Origin of the sequence: Verrucosispora sioxanthis (assembly GCF_010560025.1) — a bacterium.
Classification (GTDB): domain Bacteria; phylum Actinomycetota; class Actinomycetes; order Mycobacteriales; family Micromonosporaceae; genus Micromonospora; species Micromonospora palythoicola.
In genome coordinates, this window is the sequence record NZ_SAIY01000003.1 from 33,361 (window position 1) to 48,433 (window position 15,073).

13 protein-coding genes and 1 pseudogene are annotated in these 15,073 nt (G+C 71.8%); 6 read left to right on the top strand and 8 right to left on the bottom strand.

The window, feature by feature from the left end; all coding sequences use genetic code 11:
- Positions 1 to 8: 8 nt before the first annotated feature.
- Positions 9 to 2,798: a WD40/YVTN/BNR-like repeat-containing protein gene (locus ENC19_RS09470; RefSeq protein WP_164446832.1), complete on the bottom strand. Its 2,790-nt coding sequence runs from the start codon at positions 2,796 to 2,798 to the stop codon at positions 9 to 11.
- A 154-nt stretch (positions 2,799 to 2,952) separates the two neighbouring features.
- Between ENC19_RS09470 and ENC19_RS09475 the strand changes: the two genes are divergently transcribed.
- The gene (locus tag ENC19_RS09475; protein ID WP_164446833.1) at positions 2,953 to 3,810 is read left to right on the top strand and encodes a pentapeptide repeat-containing protein; all 858 of its coding nucleotides are present in this window, start codon (positions 2,953 to 2,955) and stop codon (positions 3,808 to 3,810) included.
- A gap of 112 nt (positions 3,811 to 3,922) precedes the next feature.
- On the opposite strand, the gene rnhA is transcribed toward ENC19_RS09475, so the two are convergent.
- Positions 3,923 to 4,402, bottom strand: a complete 480-nt coding sequence (rnhA, locus tag ENC19_RS09480) for a ribonuclease HI (RefSeq protein ID WP_164446834.1) — start codon at positions 4,400 to 4,402, stop codon at positions 3,923 to 3,925.
- Positions 4,403 to 4,476: 74 nt separating this feature from the next.
- On the opposite strand from rnhA, the gene ENC19_RS09485 reads away from it, so the two are divergent.
- Positions 4,477 to 5,010: a GNAT family N-acetyltransferase gene (locus ENC19_RS09485; RefSeq protein ID WP_208020854.1), complete on the top strand. Its 534-nt coding sequence runs from the start codon at positions 4,477 to 4,479 to the stop codon at positions 5,008 to 5,010.
- Between the two features lie 8 nt (positions 5,011 to 5,018).
- Here ENC19_RS09485 and ENC19_RS09490 read toward each other — a convergent pair whose 3' ends face one another.
- Complete coding sequence (locus tag ENC19_RS09490) at positions 5,019 to 6,299, bottom strand: lycopene cyclase family protein (protein WP_164446835.1); 1,281 nt, start codon at positions 6,297 to 6,299, stop codon at positions 5,019 to 5,021.
- Between the two features lie 148 nt (positions 6,300 to 6,447).
- Positions 6,448 to 7,050, bottom strand: a complete 603-nt coding sequence (locus ENC19_RS09495; RefSeq protein WP_164446808.1) for a hypothetical protein — start codon at positions 7,048 to 7,050, stop codon at positions 6,448 to 6,450.
- A 698-nt stretch (positions 7,051 to 7,748) separates the two neighbouring features.
- On the opposite strand from ENC19_RS09495, the gene ENC19_RS09500 reads away from it, so the two are divergent.
- The 4 genes from ENC19_RS09500 (at position 7,749) to ENC19_RS09515 (ending at position 10,151) form a co-directional block, all read left to right on the top strand.
- Positions 7,749 to 8,240: a hypothetical protein gene (locus ENC19_RS09500; protein WP_164446836.1), complete on the top strand. Its 492-nt coding sequence runs from the start codon at positions 7,749 to 7,751 to the stop codon at positions 8,238 to 8,240.
- Positions 8,241 to 8,366: 126 nt separating this feature from the next.
- Positions 8,367 to 8,981 (top strand): class F sortase, encoded by a 615-nt coding sequence (locus ENC19_RS09505; RefSeq protein WP_164446837.1) that lies wholly within the window; start codon positions 8,367 to 8,369, stop codon positions 8,979 to 8,981.
- A gap of 66 nt (positions 8,982 to 9,047) precedes the next feature.
- The gene (locus ENC19_RS30910) at positions 9,048 to 9,515 is read left to right on the top strand and encodes a hypothetical protein (protein ID WP_164446838.1); all 468 of its coding nucleotides are present in this window, start codon (positions 9,048 to 9,050) and stop codon (positions 9,513 to 9,515) included.
- Positions 9,516 to 9,731: 216 nt separating this feature from the next.
- Positions 9,732 to 10,151 carry a YchJ family protein gene (locus ENC19_RS09515; RefSeq protein ID WP_281603983.1) on the top strand — a complete coding sequence of 140 codons (420 nt, stop codon included), beginning with the start codon at positions 9,732 to 9,734 and terminating at the stop codon, positions 10,149 to 10,151.
- Here ENC19_RS09515 and ENC19_RS31780 read toward each other — a convergent pair.
- The 4 genes and pseudogenes from ENC19_RS31780 to ENC19_RS09540 form a co-directional block, all read right to left on the bottom strand.
- A pseudogene (locus tag ENC19_RS31780) lies at positions 10,127 to 11,543 on the bottom strand (hypothetical protein). The gene ENC19_RS09515 and the pseudogene ENC19_RS31780 overlap by 25 nt on opposite strands.
- Before the next feature lie 221 nt (positions 11,544 to 11,764).
- Positions 11,765 to 12,862 (bottom strand): mechanosensitive ion channel family protein, encoded by a 1,098-nt coding sequence (locus tag ENC19_RS31785; RefSeq protein WP_164446839.1) that lies wholly within the window; start codon positions 12,860 to 12,862, stop codon positions 11,765 to 11,767.
- A gap of 269 nt (positions 12,863 to 13,131) precedes the next feature.
- Positions 13,132 to 13,746, bottom strand: a complete 615-nt coding sequence (locus ENC19_RS09535; RefSeq protein ID WP_309246035.1) for a lytic polysaccharide monooxygenase auxiliary activity family 9 protein — start codon at positions 13,744 to 13,746, stop codon at positions 13,132 to 13,134.
- A 541-nt stretch (positions 13,747 to 14,287) separates the two neighbouring features.
- Positions 14,288 to 15,058 carry a hypothetical protein gene (locus ENC19_RS09540; RefSeq protein WP_164446840.1) on the bottom strand — a complete coding sequence of 257 codons (771 nt, stop codon included), beginning with the start codon at positions 15,056 to 15,058 and terminating at the stop codon, positions 14,288 to 14,290.
- Positions 15,059 to 15,073: the final 15 nt, after the last annotated feature.

Here is a 15,073-nt window from a genome sequence, read left to right on the forward strand (position 1 = left end):
CGTGTTCCCTACTTCAACGTCATCTTCCAGGCGCCGAGGCCGTGCGAGGCAGCGTAGAGGATCCGCTCGCCGGGCACGATGGTCAGCCCGGCCACCTCGACGTTCGGCATGCCACGGGCCGCCTTGGTCCAGGACTTCTTGCCCTTCGGCAGCAGCAGCACCCCGAAGTCGGTGGAGGCGTACAGGTCGCCGGTGACGTCGTCGCGGACCAGGTCGGTGATCGGCTGGTCGCCGAAGTCGTACGACCGGTCGCTCCAGGTCGCCCCGTCGGCCGTGGCCGTCACCTCGAAGGCGTGACCGGGGGTGGTCGGCGTGTTCGAGCCGTACCCGCTGTAGGAGATCCACGCCCGGTCCGGGTTCGCCGGGTCGATGTGGATGCTGGTGACGAAACGGTTCGGGGTGGTGGCACTGTCCACCCGGGTCCAGGTCACCGCGGCGGCCGGCTCGGCGTCGACGTTGCGGCTGACGAAGACCCGGCCGGTGCTGGTGGCCGCCCAGGCGGTGGAGCTGTCCGAGTCGACCCGCTGGATCACCGACACCGCGCCGCCGGCCCGGTCACCCCAGCCGGTGCCGGTCAGGTTGGTGGTGCCCAGCGGCTCCCAGTCACCGCAGTCCTCCTCGTAGGTGCCGGTCCAGGAGTTGCAGATCCGGTCGGCCTCGGCCAGGGTGCGGTCGCCCAGGCCGAAGGTCTTGGTGCGGTACGCCGTCAGGCCGGTGCCGGCGAACATGGTCCCGCTGACCTTCGGGTCGCTGATCACCGGGGCGTAGAACAGGCTGCCCGGCTGGCCGTAGATCGGGTCCGCGGTCCAGATCCAGCTCGCGATGTCACCGTTGGCGAAGCTCACCTCGGGCGAGACGTCGTAGTAGGTGTGGAACCGGAACTCGGGGCGGGCGACGTCCCAGCCGGAGGCTCCGCCGTCACCGATCATCGTGTTGACCCAGCGCTGCCGCTGACCCTTGTTCTCCCAGGTGCCGTTGTCCTGGGTACCACCCTGCAACAGGTTCACGTCGTGCGGGCTGGCCGAGAGGCTGATGAACTGGAGGGTGTTCATGCCCTTGTTGACGCCGTCCAGCTTCGACGGGATCTTCGACAGCATCTGCCGGCAGCGATCCTGCTGGCCCGGCTTGGTCAGGTTGCGGTCCGGGTTGTCGCACCAGGACGAACGGTCCACGAACTCACCGCTGGAGCGCATCACGCCACCGTCGCTGGCCTCGAAGAACTGGTACGGGTTACGCGGGTTGGTGACCAGGTCGTGCTGGTCGGGGTGCAGACCGTTGGGGTGCAGCTCGTCGGTGCCGTCGTAGGTCATGTCGGTGCCGCTGACCCCGGCGTCGGTGGACAGGATCACGGCCCGCTTGTTGGCCACCGTCTCGCCGTACAGGTAGGAGCCGCCGGTGTAGACGATGTCGGGGTGCCCCGCCGGGGTGTGCACGAACACGTCGTACCAGCACTGTCCGGTGCACTGGTTGTAGGTGGCGAAGCCCGGGTCGGCCGGGTTGGAGCTGGTCAGGTCGGTGAACGTCGGAGTGCCGGCGGCCACGTCGTCACTGCGGAACAGCCGCGAGTACGGGGTGCCGGTGTTGCCCTCGTAGACGTACATCCGGGTCTTGCCGCCGGGCAGGGCGGTCACGTCGATCGCCGGGCGGGTCTGGAACATCGCCGGGTTGAGCGACGGCTTGATCTGGGTCCAGGTCGCTCCGGCGTCGGACGAGCGCCACACCCCCCGCCCGTACGAGGAGGCGTAGACGATGTCGGCGTCTCCCGGGTCGAGCTTGACCTGGCGTACGCCGCGCGGCGAGCAGGTGGCCGTGTTGTTGTACTCGGCGGCGCTGCCGGTGCAGGCCGTGGCGTCGGCCGAGCCGTTGTGGATGAACTTCCAGCTCTTGCCGCCGTTGGTGGACTTGTACAGGCCCCACTTCTCGGCGTCCGGCACCGGCCGGGTGACGCCGGTGCAGCAGGAGCTGGACATGCCGCGCAGCGCGGTGGTGGTCGCCACGTAGAGCGTCTTGGGGTCGCCGGGCTTGATGGTGATCTCACCGATGCCCTTGCCGCCGAGCGCGTCCTTGCCGAGCGGGCCGGACCAGGTCAGACCACCGTTGGTCGACCGGTACAGGCCGACGCCGGCGACGCAGCCGGAGCCGCAGGTGTTGGCCTCGCCGGTGCCGACGTAGATGGTCAGGCCGGTGCGGTCGTTGCGGTCGATGGTCACCGCGCCGGCCGCGTTGATGCCCAGCGGGCCACCCAGGTAGAACCACTTCGGTTCGGCGGCGAGGATGTTCAGGGTGCCCCAGACACCGCCACCGGCCGGGGTCACGTACGCCCGGCAGAGCAGCTTCGAGCAGTCCGGGCTGATGTCGATCGAGGTGACCCGACCACCGGCGACGTACTCGTTGGGCACGTAGTTGAAGGCGTTGCGGTACTCGGTGAACGGGTAGAGCGCCTCGCTCGGGCCGACGTTCGTCCACTTCCGGCTGCCCCTGAACCGCTTGTCGGCCGCCGTGAAGGCCGCCTTCGACCGGTCCAACTGGGCGATGGTGATCGCGTCCGCGGGGTAGGCCCGCTCCAGGAACGCCTGCTGGGCGGCCCCGCCGGGTCCGTCCGGGGACATGCCGCTGTCGCCCGGAACGGCGCGGCGCAGCCGCTCCAGGTGGGCACCGAGGGCGTTGGGCATCTCCCCGCCGACCGCGACGGGTGTCGGCACCTCGGCGCCGGCGTAGTGGATTCCGGCCAGGCCGGTCGACGCCACCAGGGCACCTACCGCCAGGCCAACAAGAAGATGGCGACGTCTACGCTTCACGAGGGTTCCTCCGGCATGACGGCGTCACCGCAGCTCGGCATCCGGATTGGCGACCGTCGCTGGCAGCGTCCACGCAGGAATATGTCAGAGGGATCCACCGCAGGCAATAGAGCTGTTAGACGTTATCCAACCGCCGCGAGGAGGAACGGACCAGATGTCGAAGGAGGGTGGGCCGACGGACGCCGAGTTGCGGGCCGACTGTGCCCGCTGCTTCGGCCTGTGCTGCGTCGCCCCCGCCTTCGCCGCGTCGGCGGACTTCGCGCTCGACAAGCCCGCCGGTCAGCCGTGCCGCAACCTGGGGACGGACTTCGGCTGCACCATCCATGCCGAGCTACGGGACCGGGGTTTCCCCGGCTGCACCGTCTTCGACTGCTTCGGCGCGGGTCAGCGGGTCGCCCAGGTCACCTACGGCGGGCGGGACTGGCGCGGCGAGCCGCGCAGCGCCCGGCAGATGTTCGACGTGTTCGCGGTCATGCGCCCGCTGCACGAGTTGCTGTGGTTGCTCACCGAGGCACTGCGGCTGAGTCCCCCAGCCGACCTGCGGGCGGGGCTGGCAGCCGCGCTCGCCGAGACCGAGCGGTTGACCGGTGGCGACCCGGGAACGCTGCTCGCCACCGACGTCGACACGCATCGGGCCGCGGTCAACTCACTGCTCTCGCGTACCGCCGAGCTGGCCCGTGCCCGGGACGGAGCCGGCGCCGACCTGCGCGGCGCCACGCTGGTCGGGCGCGACCTGCGCCGCACCACCCTGCGTGGGGCGAACCTGCGGGGCGCGGTGCTGGTCGGCGCCGACCTGCGCGGGGTGGACCTGACCCGGGCCGACCTGACCGGCGCGGACCTGCGCGGGGCGGACGTACGCGGGGCCGACCTGTCCGAAGCCCTCTTCCTGCACCGGTCGCAGGTCGACGCCGCCCGGGGCGATCCGCGGACCCGGTTGCCGGAGCGGATCGGCCGCCCGGCCCACTGGTCGCACCTGCCACTCGCCCCGACGAGAACGGTGCGGCGCCGCTGACCCGGTGCCGGGGTCGCTTCCCCGGCCTGCTCGACCCCGCAACGGCGACCACGGCGTGTCCGGTCCGGTCACGCCCGGCACCTGCCCGGGAGGTGATCCGCTGCCTGGCCGGTCAGCGACCACCGGACGCGGCGGCGGTCCGGGCCTCGGTCATGCCCTGGTTGGCCAGGGCGTCGGTCCGCTCGTTCTCCGGGTGGCCGTTGTGCCCCTTCACCCACAGCCAGGTGATCTGGTGCCGGGCGCAGGCCGCCTCCAGCCGCTGCCACAGGTCGGCATTCTTCACCGGCTGCTTGGCGGCGGTCAGCCAACCGTTGCGTTTCCAGGAGGCCAGCCAGCTGGTGATGCCGTTGCGCACGTACGTGCTGTCGGTGTGCAGCTCGACGGTGACCGGGCGGGTCAGGCTCTCCAGCGCCTCGATGGCGGCGGTCAGCTCCATCCGGTTGTTCGTGGTGGGGCTCGCCTCCCCGCCACGCAGCTCACGCTCGTGGGAGCCGTAGCGCAGCACCGCACCCCAGCCACCCGGGCCGGGGTTGCCGCTGCACGCCCCGTCGGTCCAGATCCGCACCACCCGGCCGGCCGTCTCGTCCACCATGCGGCGAATCTACCGAGGCCACGCTGGCTGCCGGCAGGCACCACGCAGGTGCCGGTTCCAGTAAGGTCTGGCCAGTGAGCGAACTCGTTACTGACACGCGTCTGGCGATCCGCCCGGCGGAGCCGGACGATGCCGAGTTGCTGCACCGCTTCATCGTCGAGCTGACCGTGGCCGAAGGCTATACCGAGGAGGTCACCGCCGAGCCGGCGGACGTGCTGCGAGCGCTGTTCGGGCCACGGCCGGTCGCCGAGGCGGTGGTGGCTTCGGTCGACGGTGAGCCGGTCGGCTTCGCGCTCTACTACTCGACCTACAGCACCGTGGTCGGTCGGCCCGGCATCCACCTGGACGATCTGTACGTCCGGCCGGAGCACCGGGGCAGCGGCGTCGGCCAGGCGTTGCTGACACACCTGGCGCGGCTGGCCGTGGAGCGCGGCTGCGGCCGCCTGGAGTGGTGGGTGTTGCGCACCAACGATCCGGCTCTGCGCTTCTACCGGAAACTGCACGCCCGCACCCTTGACGAGTTGGAGGTGCTGCGGCTCGACGGCGAGCACCTGCACGCCCTCGCTGCCGGGTCGCACGGGCCGGGTCCGACCGGCGGCCGATCCTGACCCGGCCGCTACCGATCCGAGCCTGACCGCTCGACGCCCGGCGGCCCGGAGCCGACAACCGGCGGCGGCACGGTCCAGGCCGGTCGGCGCGACGGCGCGCTCCGATCACGCACCCGAGCTGCGGCGTCGGCGACGGTGGCGGTGACCATCGGTCGCAGGCGGGTGGAGCGCATCACCGCCAGGTCCTCGGCGAGGCTGGTGTCACCGTCGAGGAAGCGCAGCACCCGACTGGCCGGGTTGCGGTCGAAGAGGCGGCCGAAGAACTCCGGCCCGTTCACCAGACCACTGTCGAGTGCGCGCAAGGCGACCGCGTCCATCCACCGGTGCCGGCCGGGGTACGCGGGTGCCGGCACCGGCGGCCGGCCGGCGGCGACCGCCCGGGCCACCTGTTCTGCCTGACGGTGCATCGCCGAGAAGGTGAAGCCGGTCGAGGGTCGGGTGGCACCACCGCCCGTGCCGAGCCGCACCACCCGGGGCGAGGGTCGGGCCACGAACGGACCGTCGGTCATCGGGATGACACCGTTCTCGACCTCGGTCACGGTGAGCCGGGCCGCATCGAGGCCGAGCAGGTCGCGGTAGCCGGCCAGGGCCGCGTCGTACGCCGCTGCGGTCAGCAGGTCGGGTGAGAACTCGGTGTACTCGACGAGCGCGTACCGGCTGTCGACGGGCAGCACGTAGCCGAAGGAGACACCCCGGGCCGGCTGCGGGGTACGGAAGTCCATGAGCACGGCCCGTGCCGGGTCGAAGACCGGCCGGTCCGCCGTCAACCACCAACCCCGGAAGTGCTGCAACCAGTTGGTACGCCCGGGTCGGTGCGGTGGCCGCGGTCGGGAGTCCAGCAGCCAGCGGGCCCGCAGCAGCGGTCTACCGTCGACGGCACGCACCAGCACCCGGTCACCGTCGTCGTCGACGCGACCGGCTGCGGCGCCGATGCGGGTCACGCCCAGGTGCCGCTCAGCCTCGGCGGCGCGGGCGTAGATCGGGCCGGAGCGCAGCATCGCGTACCGCAGGGGCGTCAGGTCCAGGGCGCGCTGCGCGTCCGGCGTGACCACCTCGACCCGTGACCAGCTGGCGCTGAGCAGTTCGTCCAGGTCGTTGCTGGGCTGGCCCCAGAACGCCCAGGTGCGGTCCTGCCCACGTCTGTGCACCGGGTCGACGACGGCGATCCGCACGTCGCGTACCCGGTGGCGGGCCAACGCGGCCAGCACCAGCGACGCCGCACCACCCCCACCGACCAGGGCGAGATCGACGTCGACGGGCGAGGAGTCCATCCGATCACGCTGCCACATCGTCAGGCTTGTCGAAGGCGCAGGGCCGTTCCCCGCCCTCCGGACGCCGAAAGCCCGCTGGCCGGCACCCGGGTTCGGGTGCCGGCCAGCGGTTCTCTGCTCCCCCTGTGGAGGAATGTCTTCGGTTGTCGCCTGGTCGCTGAGGGGGTCAGCTGGTCCAGTGCTGGGCGACGAGGTCGGCGGCCTGCTGTTCCCACTGGGCGTAGTGGTCGGGGTAGGCCGACACCTGTACGGTCTGGGCGGCCTGGGTCAGGGGCATGTCCTGCCAGCCGTCGACCTGCTTCAACCCCTTGAGGAAGGCCAGGGTCGAGTACTCGGGGTCGGTGATCTGCTCCACCGTGCCCCAACCGGAGGACGGGCGCTGCTGGAACAGGCCCTGCGAGTCGTGGTCGTTGCGGTCACCCAGGTGACCCAGGTTCTCCAGCTTCGACTCCTGCAACGCGGTCGCGATCGACACCACGGCGGCACGCTCGTCCATGCCGGCCTTCTTCGTCGCGGCGATGATCGCCTTGACGTTGTCGATCTGCTCGTCGTTCAGCTCGACGTGCGACTGGTTGGACGGGGTGCCGTGCGGCAGCAGCTTGCCCATGTCCGGCTTGTCGGCCCGCACCACGTCGGCCTGCACCGCCGCGACCGGGTTGCTCGTGACCGGGGTGGTGTCGGCGTGAGCGGCCACCGGACCGGCGAACAGACCACCGGTGAACGCCAGACCCGCGATACCCAGCACGCTCTTCCGCAGCATCGTGTTCATCACAGAAGCTCCATTCGGGGGTCGACGCACACCCACACCAAGGGGGATCGGTCAGGCGTACGCAAGCACCAGAAAGGCGCCCAAACAAGAAAGGGGGGAAAGTCCTTCCGGCACGCGGGGCGTATCGCCGCTTCGCATCGCCGGGACCATGTCCAACGACCACCGGCCCACCATCATTCCGGGGGGCCCGCACCCACCCTCGCGGGCGGTGTCTTCCTCGGCCGTTCACCCGTGCACAACGCCCCCGGGCCCGCACCCATTCCACCCCGAGCCCACGCCCGGAACCCGACACCCACCCCCAAACCCCGACAACCGAACCGACAACCCGCAATCCTGGTCCGACAACGCCCCCAAAGGGCACAACTGCACCAAGATTCACACCCAAACGCCGGCACGACGAGGGTGTGGCCCGCCGTGCCCGGCGCAGGGATCAAGCCTGACCGCCCGGAGCCGGGCACGGCGGGCCACACCCCCAACCCCGCACCACACCCCCAACCCCGCCCACAACGGACCCCGACCGCCCCTTTCACAACGCCTGCGGCGTACGGGGGAACACGGGACGGCAACGAGGATTTCTCATTTTCACCGGATCGGGTCTCAAGCCCACCTAGTGTTGGGCACACCGGTGCTAGTCACGGAGTTGGCCACCCGAACGACGTCCCACGCAGTCAGCGGACGAAAAGTGAGGGAAGACGCGTATGAAGGCAACAAGATTTCTCGTACCGGCGGCAGGCGGGGTCGCTCTCGGCGCACTGCTGCTGCCCGGCACCGCGCTGGCCGACACGACCGTGTCGCCGCCCACCACGCCGGTCGGTGGAACTGTCGTACTGACCGCGACGGGCTGCAACCCGAAGTCAGGTGACGCGATCTTCCGGGTCACCGGGCCGGACCGTGACCAGAATGTTCGCTCCACCACCGCCGCCGCTGGTGGCGGACTGAGCGCGGAGCTGTTCACCGCCGGTTTCACGCTGGGCACCTACACGGTGGCCGCCACCTGCGGCGACGGTACGCCCGACGGCAGCGCGACCCTGACGGTCACCCCGATCGGCGGTGCCGAGGCCGGGGGCCGGGCCGGCGACGACGGTGTCGGGACGATGGCCACCGGCGCCACCCTGCTGGCCACCGCGCTCGGCGGCGCCGTCATCCTGGCCCGGCGACGGCGTCACGCCGTCACCGCCGCGACACACTGACCCACGACCCACCCCATCCCATCCTGCGACGGGTGCCCGTACCGTGCTCGACGGTACGGGCACCCGAGGCGGCACGGCAGAGGGAGTTCCCGCGCCCGTCGCGGGCACCGGCGAACGGAGGTTCCCGTGCGGGCGTACCGGTTGGGCCGTCTCCTGGTCGCGGCGCTCGCGGTGGCCGGGCTCGCGCTGGTCGGCGCGGGTGCGACGCGGCTGCCGGTGCGACCACCGCAACCGGACGGTACCGCCGCTCCGCACCGGACGGTGCCAGCGCCGCACCTGCCGCCCTTGCCCCGAGCCGTGCCCGTCGAGGTACGCATCCCCGCCATCGACGTTCGCGCACCGTTGGTGTCCGTCGCCGCCGATGCCGCCGGGGCGCTGGAGGTGCCGCCGCTGGACCGCCCGGCCGTGGCGGGCTGGTACCGGCTCGGGGTCAGTCCGGGAGAGACCGGCAACGCGGTGCTGGTGGGTCACGTGGACTCCCCCGCCGGGCCGGCCGTCTTCTTCAACCTCGGACGGCTGCGTCCCGGGGATACCATCGAGATCGTCCGGACCGACGCCCGGCTGGTGCGCTTCGCCGTGCTCGGGGTCGAGGCGTATCCGAAGGACCGGTTCCCCACCGATCTGGTCTATGGGCCGGGCGACGCGGCCGGGCTCCGCCTGATCACCTGCGGCGGCCGGTTCGACGGGGACAGCGGCGAGTACGTCGACAACCTCGTCGTGTTCGCCAGCAGGGCAGCCTGAACCCGCGTTTGACCGTCGGGACGCCGGGAAGACCCGTCGCCAACGGCAGATTCGCAAGGAGCGACGATGGCGCAGGCAGCACGGGCCAGCAAGCGGACCGGCGCGGACAAGGGCGGCCCGCCGCCGCGCAAGGCGGCGGCGAAGAAGGCGGCCACGGCGACCAGGCGGGCCACCGGGGCCACCGCCGCGAAGACGCCCGATACGAAGCCCACCCCGACGAGTTCCCGTGTGGCCCGCAAGAAGGCCGTCTCCGCCACCGCCACCCCGGCCCGCCGCCCGACCGCCAAGGCGACCGCGAAGAAGACCGCCTCGGTCAAGAAGGCACCCGCGAAGAAGGCGACGGCGGCGAGGTCATCCGGCGCGACCGCACCGGCCGGCAAGGCGACGGGTACGAAGCGGGCACCGACCAGGAAGACCTCGGCCTCCCAGGCCGCCGCGTCCCGGTCCCGCTCCGCCGGCCCGGCACCGGCGAAGCGGGGCACCACGATGGAGTCGTTCGGCAATCGTCGGGGTGCCCGCACCGGATCCCGCTGACCGGCACGCCGGAGAGGACGTCGGCAACTCAGGGCCCGAGCGGGGCGGCGTCCGGGTCGCCGTAGTCGCGGCGGCGGCTTTCCCGACAGTCTTGGCGGCCGAACGGCGGTGGCGGCGACGCGCCCCGGTGGCGGTGACGGTCTTGACGGCCGGTCGGCCTTTGCGGCCACGCGCCCCGGTGGCGGTGGCCGACGCCGCGACCGGAAGGATGGCGACGTGGCCACACGAGACAGACGACCGGCCGGCGGGTCCGAGGTGACCGGGGCGTGCCCGTGCGGGCAGGGCCTGCCCTACGCGGACTGCTGCGGGCGGCTGCACCGGGGTGAGGCCGACGCGCCCACGGCCGAAGCGCTGATGCGGTCCCGGTACGCGGCCTTCGCCGTCGGCGACCCGGACTACCTGCTGCGCAGCTGGCACTCCCGGACCCGTCCCCCTCGGCTGCACCTCGACCCCGCGCAGCGCTGGACGCGGCTGGAGGTGCTCGACACCGACCGCGGTGGCCTGTTCGACAGCACCGGCACCGTGCAGTTCCGGGCCCACTACCGGGACGGACGCGAGCCGGGCACGGTGACCGAACGCAGCCGCTTCGTCCGCGAGGACGGTCGATGGGTCTACCTGGACGACGACCTCGGCTGAAGCTGGTCACCGCCCGAGGCCGCCCCCGCCGGCACGAGCGGTCTCCGGTCGCCAGCAGGCCGGATCGCCAGGGCGGCCGCGATCAGCAGGTACGGCACGGCGGCGACCGCGAACGCCACCGGGTTCCCCGCCACGGTGGCGACCAGACCGTACCCGGCGTACACCGCGATGATCGTCAGGTCGGTGCCCATGCCGGCGACCGAGGTGACGGTGGCCCGCCCCGGCCCGGTGATCCGGGCCTGTAGTCGCGCGTCGGCCAGCACCGAGGCCAGTTGCAGGCCGCAGAAAGCCACCGCCACCAGACCGAATCCGGCCGGGTGCCCCACCAGCGCACCCGAGGCCAGGGCCAGCGCCGAGCCGGCCAGCAGCACCGCGTAGCCGCGACCGCCGAACCGCTGACCGACCGGAGCGAGCAGACCGCCGACGATCTGCCCGACCGTGACGATCAGGAGCAGCAGCGGCACGGTCGTCAGCGCGACTCCGGTGTCGCGGGCCAGCAGCGGCGTGTACTCGTCCAGGGCACCCCAGACGGCACCGACCCCGGCGACGAGCAGCACCGCCCGGCGCACCGGCCGGTTGCCGCGGGCCTCGGCGACCCCGCGCGCAGCCCTTCCACCAGCCGAGCTCGTCCTCATCGGGGTCGGGTCCCGCCGTCGCGGTGTCTGCCGCGCTGACCACGGTTGGCACCGCCCTACCCAGGGCGGAGCGGCGGAATCGACGCCGAGGCCGCGCGGCACGGTGTGGTCGGTGTCGGAGCGGCGCGGCACGGTGTGGTCAGTGGCGGGGCCACCGGGCAGGCAGGCGCCGTCGCCGGCCCGGTCGAGGTCCCGGCCGGCGGCCCGGCGGTCATCGGGAAGCGGACCGCGACGGCCGCGGCGAGCAGGCAGGCCGCCACGCTGGCCGCGCCGACCGCCGGGTAGCCACCGAACCCGAGCACCGGAGCGGCCAGCACGATCGACCCCAGCACTCCGACGGTGCCGGCGGTACGCGCCCGGCCGATGACGCGGGCATATCGGTCGGCGGCACCGAGCTTGTCCAGCTCGTCGAAGACCAACGCCTCCGTCGCGCCGGAGGCGAGTGCGCCGCCCGCTCCCCAGAGGACGAAACCGACGGCGAACGCCGGATAGGACGGTACGACGGTCCACAGGGCGAAGCCGGCGGCGGTGCACAGCGGGGCGAGGCAGAGCATTCGCCGCCGGGAGGTCGCGTCGGCCCAGGCGCCGGACGGCACCTCCAGCGCGATGCTGGCCAGCGACCAGATGACGAACAGCGAGGAGATCTGCCCGACCGACAGGCCGGTGTCGGCGAAGAGCAGCGCGTACACCGGGTAGAGCAGCACCAGGTCGGTGAGGAACGCGTACGCGTAGAGCGTGCCGGCCAGGCGGCGGGCACGCGGCGGGCTCGGGATCATCGGGGCCTTTCGAGGTGGGACGGGTCACGGACACCTGTTTCGCGGTGTCCGTGGCGGCCCACGGCCTCCGGTGACGGATCAATGTCGCCAGGTCATGGCGCGAATGGTAACGCCGCACGCGGCGGTTCCGCACGACCGGTCCGCAGCGGTCGACGGGATGCGGGCGGGACGGGGCCGATGCCGGCCCCGTCCCGCCCGTCGGTCAGCGCTGCTCGCCGGTCTTCGGCAGCACGATCGTCGAGTCGCTGTCGGCGGAGTCGCGCGGTGCCGGCACCTGCGGGTTCGGGGCAACCACCTGGGTGGCGTCCGGGTCGCTCTCCGGCGGCGTCGAGGACTCCGGCGCTGACCGCGTCGGGGCGGCGCTCTGGCGCGGCAGCGGCGTGGTCGCGTCGGGATCGTCGGCGGGCCCGGTAACGACCTGGGTCTCGTCGGCATCGAGCGGACGTCCGGTGACGACCTGGGTCGCCTCCGGGTCGTCGACGGACGACAAGCCGGCGGCGGACGGCACGGCGGGGTCAGCCACCTCACCGGTCACCGGGTGGGAGGTGTGGGGGGCGGCGCTGGTCGGTGCGGGTTCGGCGGGCTGCTCGCCGGTGTCGCGGCGGCCGGCGGAGTACGCCCGGGCGTGCTCGGCGATGGTCCGTGACTCCTGCTCCGCCCGGGCGAGCCAGGACTCCCACCGGCTCTGCATCGGACGAATCAGACCTCCACCGACGCCGACCACGAGGATGCCGCCGATGGTGGCCAGTACGGCGATCAGCACCGGTGTGGTCACCGCGGTGGCGACACCGATCTGGTTGAGCGCGGCGATGATGCCGAGACCGAGAATGAACGCCGAGGCGACGGTGGCCAGCAGCCGGCCATAGGACAGCCCGCCGAGCGCGCCGGAGATGATGTCCTTCACCGCGCTGGCGATGGCGGCGGCCACGACCACGATGACGATCGCCACGAAGGCCCGGGGCAGCCAGGCGATGACCCCACCGATCAGATCGGAGATCGGGTTCGGCCCCCAGACCCCGAAGGCCAGGTAGAGGGTGAGCAGCAGGATCCCGTAGTAGGCCAGTCGGGCGACGATGTCGCTGGCGTCGTAGCGGGATCGGGCCAGGGCCCGGCGGATACCGCCGCGTTCGACCGCACGGTCGAAGCCGACCCGTTCGAGCAGCCGGTCGACCAGCTTCAGTGCCGCCTTGGCCAGCAGCCAGCCGACAACCAGGATCGCCACGAAGGCGAGCGCCTTGGGCAGGAAGAGAAGTATCGAGCGGAGGGTGTCCCCCACCGCGTCACCGAAGTCGTCTCGCATCGGATGGTCCTCCACAGGGGCGGGTGGTTCGTCCGGCCCGACCTACCCCGCCGCTTCGGCACAGAAACACCACCCCCGGGGTACGCCGCTGAGCTGAACCGCCGCCCGCCCGGATCTGTGGCAGCGACGGTGGTCTGTGGCCGGCGTGTCGAGCGCCAGGGCTGCCACGGATCGGGGTCGTCATCCGCCGACCGGGCATCGCACGACGGGTGCGGCCCAGGACCTCGGTCCTGGGCCGCACCCGTGGGACGGATGGTGGAGCTGGTCGATCAGACGAAGTTCACGTCACTGCACCACATGTACGCCTGGTCGAGGTGCGAAGCCTGCCAGATGACGAAGACGATGTGGCGTCCGGTGTAGCCGGAGGTCGAGACGTTGAACGAGATGTTCTGCGCGGGCGCGTACCTGCCGGTCTGCGTGATGAAGTCGAGGTTGCCCCAGCCGAGCCGCTGGGTGGTGGGGTCGAACCCCTGCTTGCTGACGTAGACGCGGAAGAAGTCGGCGCCGTGGCTGGCCTGGTCGTACAGCTGGACCGTGAAGTTGCGGCTCACGTTCGTCGTCCGCCAGGCACCCGGCTGGTTCAGGCTGTTGTTCCTGGACAGCCCGTTGCTGCACAGCTGCCCGTCCGGGGTGCGGCCCTGGAAGTTTCCGCCCAGACCGTCCCGCAGCGCGCTCATCCAGTTCCACATGGTGTCGGGGTTGGCCTGGAACGCCTGCCAACACATGGGGTCCTGCTGCTGCATGGCCGGGTTCGTGTGCTGACTTCCCCAGCTCTGCCAGCACTGGTAGGCGCGGGAGGCCGGGTTGATGATGGTGCCGTGAGCCTGGGCCGGGGTGGCCCAGGGCAGCACGCCAACGATCATCGCGAGTAGCACGGCAAACACCCGAAGGGGCTGGCGGACGGCTGACCGGGACCGCCCGCCGCTCTGATCGGGCCTGCGTGAACGCATGTGCGTCCTCCGTTCCTCGGTGGTGTCGGTGGATGGGAGCGCTTCCAACGCCAGACAAGCATCGAGTCGCATAAATGTCAACAATGATCTTAATTGGTGCCACTGTGTCCCGAGCCGGCCGGAGTCACCGTGAAGGGCATCAATGCCCCATCTGTGCTGCGACGATGACACCCTCCGCCACCCACCCGATCACCCGAACGACGTCCCAGATCGAAACTTTCGGTTGTTGACGGCCCGCGACTCATAGTGCGAGAGCGGCGTCGGGCCGGCTCGTTCCAGAGGCGAATGTCGGCGTGGCCGGCAGAGGTCGTCAGGTCGCGTCCGCAGCGAGCAGCGGCAGCCGCTGGGCGCGGCGCTGCCCGGTTCCACGGCGCTGCCGGGTTCCATGGCGTAGGCGATCAGGACGGGGCCGCTGCATCCCGGGGGCGGGAAGGCGTCCCAGCCCCAGACACATCCGACCACCGGCCTGGCGGAGTCAGCCTGGACAGGCGTAGCTGACCTCGGTCGCCGCCTGCGCCGGTGCCGGCGACACGATGTTCACCGTCGCGGTCTCCGTGGTGCTGCCGACCCCGGTGAACGACCAGCGCAACGTCAGCGTGACGCTACGCTGTCCCCGACCGACGCGCTCGGTGAGCAGAGCACCTGGCGCACTGCCGGTCCGCAGCCACTGATACTCGATCACGCCCGCGCTGCCGTTGGTTCGCACGGTGGCGACCACGTCGACGGTGACGTCGCAGCGTGCGCCGGCCGGTCGGGGCACGCTCGCGGTTACATCGGCGATCTCCAGCGGGCTGAGTCGCTGCCAGATCCACAACCCCACCGCGGTCAGCAGTGCGAGGCTCAGCAGCGCGGAGAGCACGGTGGTCAAACGACGCCAGGGTGACGGCCGGCGCGGCGGCGCGGGTGCCGGCCAGGCCGGTGCCGCTGGCGGGGCGACCGGCACGCCGGGACCGAACCGCAGCTCGCCGCCGGGCGCGGGCAGGGCCGTGCCGCCGGTACGCGTACCGACCGTGACATTCGCGGCCATCGTGTCTCCCCCGGTCCCAGCCAGCGACAGCGTCGGCTCCGCACGGTCGAGTGAGAGCGTCGGCTCCGCACCGTCGAGTGAGAGCGTCGGCTCCGCACCGTCGAGTGACGCCTTAGGTGCGGTCACGGACGGCGGGTGTGCGGGCAGGGTGACGGTCCGCTCGGCCGGTACCCGTTGGGTGGGCAGGGCCTCCGTGGCGTCGTCGTCCGGCTGATTCACGCTGTCGTCTCCTGC

What these genes read in the sequence shown, in the direction of transcription:
- ENC19_RS30910 (WP_164446838.1), top strand. Translation starts at nt 9,048, where the DNA reads ATGGCGCAGGCAGCACGGGCCAGCAAGCGGACCGGCGCGGACAAGGGC.
- ENC19_RS09490 (WP_164446835.1), bottom strand. Translation starts at nt 6,299, where the DNA reads ATGTGGCAGCGTGATCGGATGGACTCCTCGCCCGTCGACGTCGATCTC.
- ENC19_RS09500 (WP_164446836.1), top strand. Translation starts at nt 7,749, where the DNA reads ATGAAGGCAACAAGATTTCTCGTACCGGCGGCAGGCGGGGTCGCTCTC.
- ENC19_RS09475 (WP_164446833.1), top strand. Translation starts at nt 2,953, where the DNA reads ATGTCGAAGGAGGGTGGGCCGACGGACGCCGAGTTGCGGGCCGACTGT.
- rnhA (WP_164446834.1), bottom strand. Translation starts at nt 4,402, where the DNA reads ATGGTGGACGAGACGGCCGGCCGGGTGGTGCGGATCTGGACCGACGGG.
- ENC19_RS31785 (WP_164446839.1), bottom strand. Translation starts at nt 12,862, where the DNA reads ATGCGAGACGACTTCGGTGACGCGGTGGGGGACACCCTCCGCTCGATA.
- ENC19_RS09495 (WP_164446808.1), bottom strand. Translation starts at nt 7,050, where the DNA reads ATGAACACGATGCTGCGGAAGAGCGTGCTGGGTATCGCGGGTCTGGCG.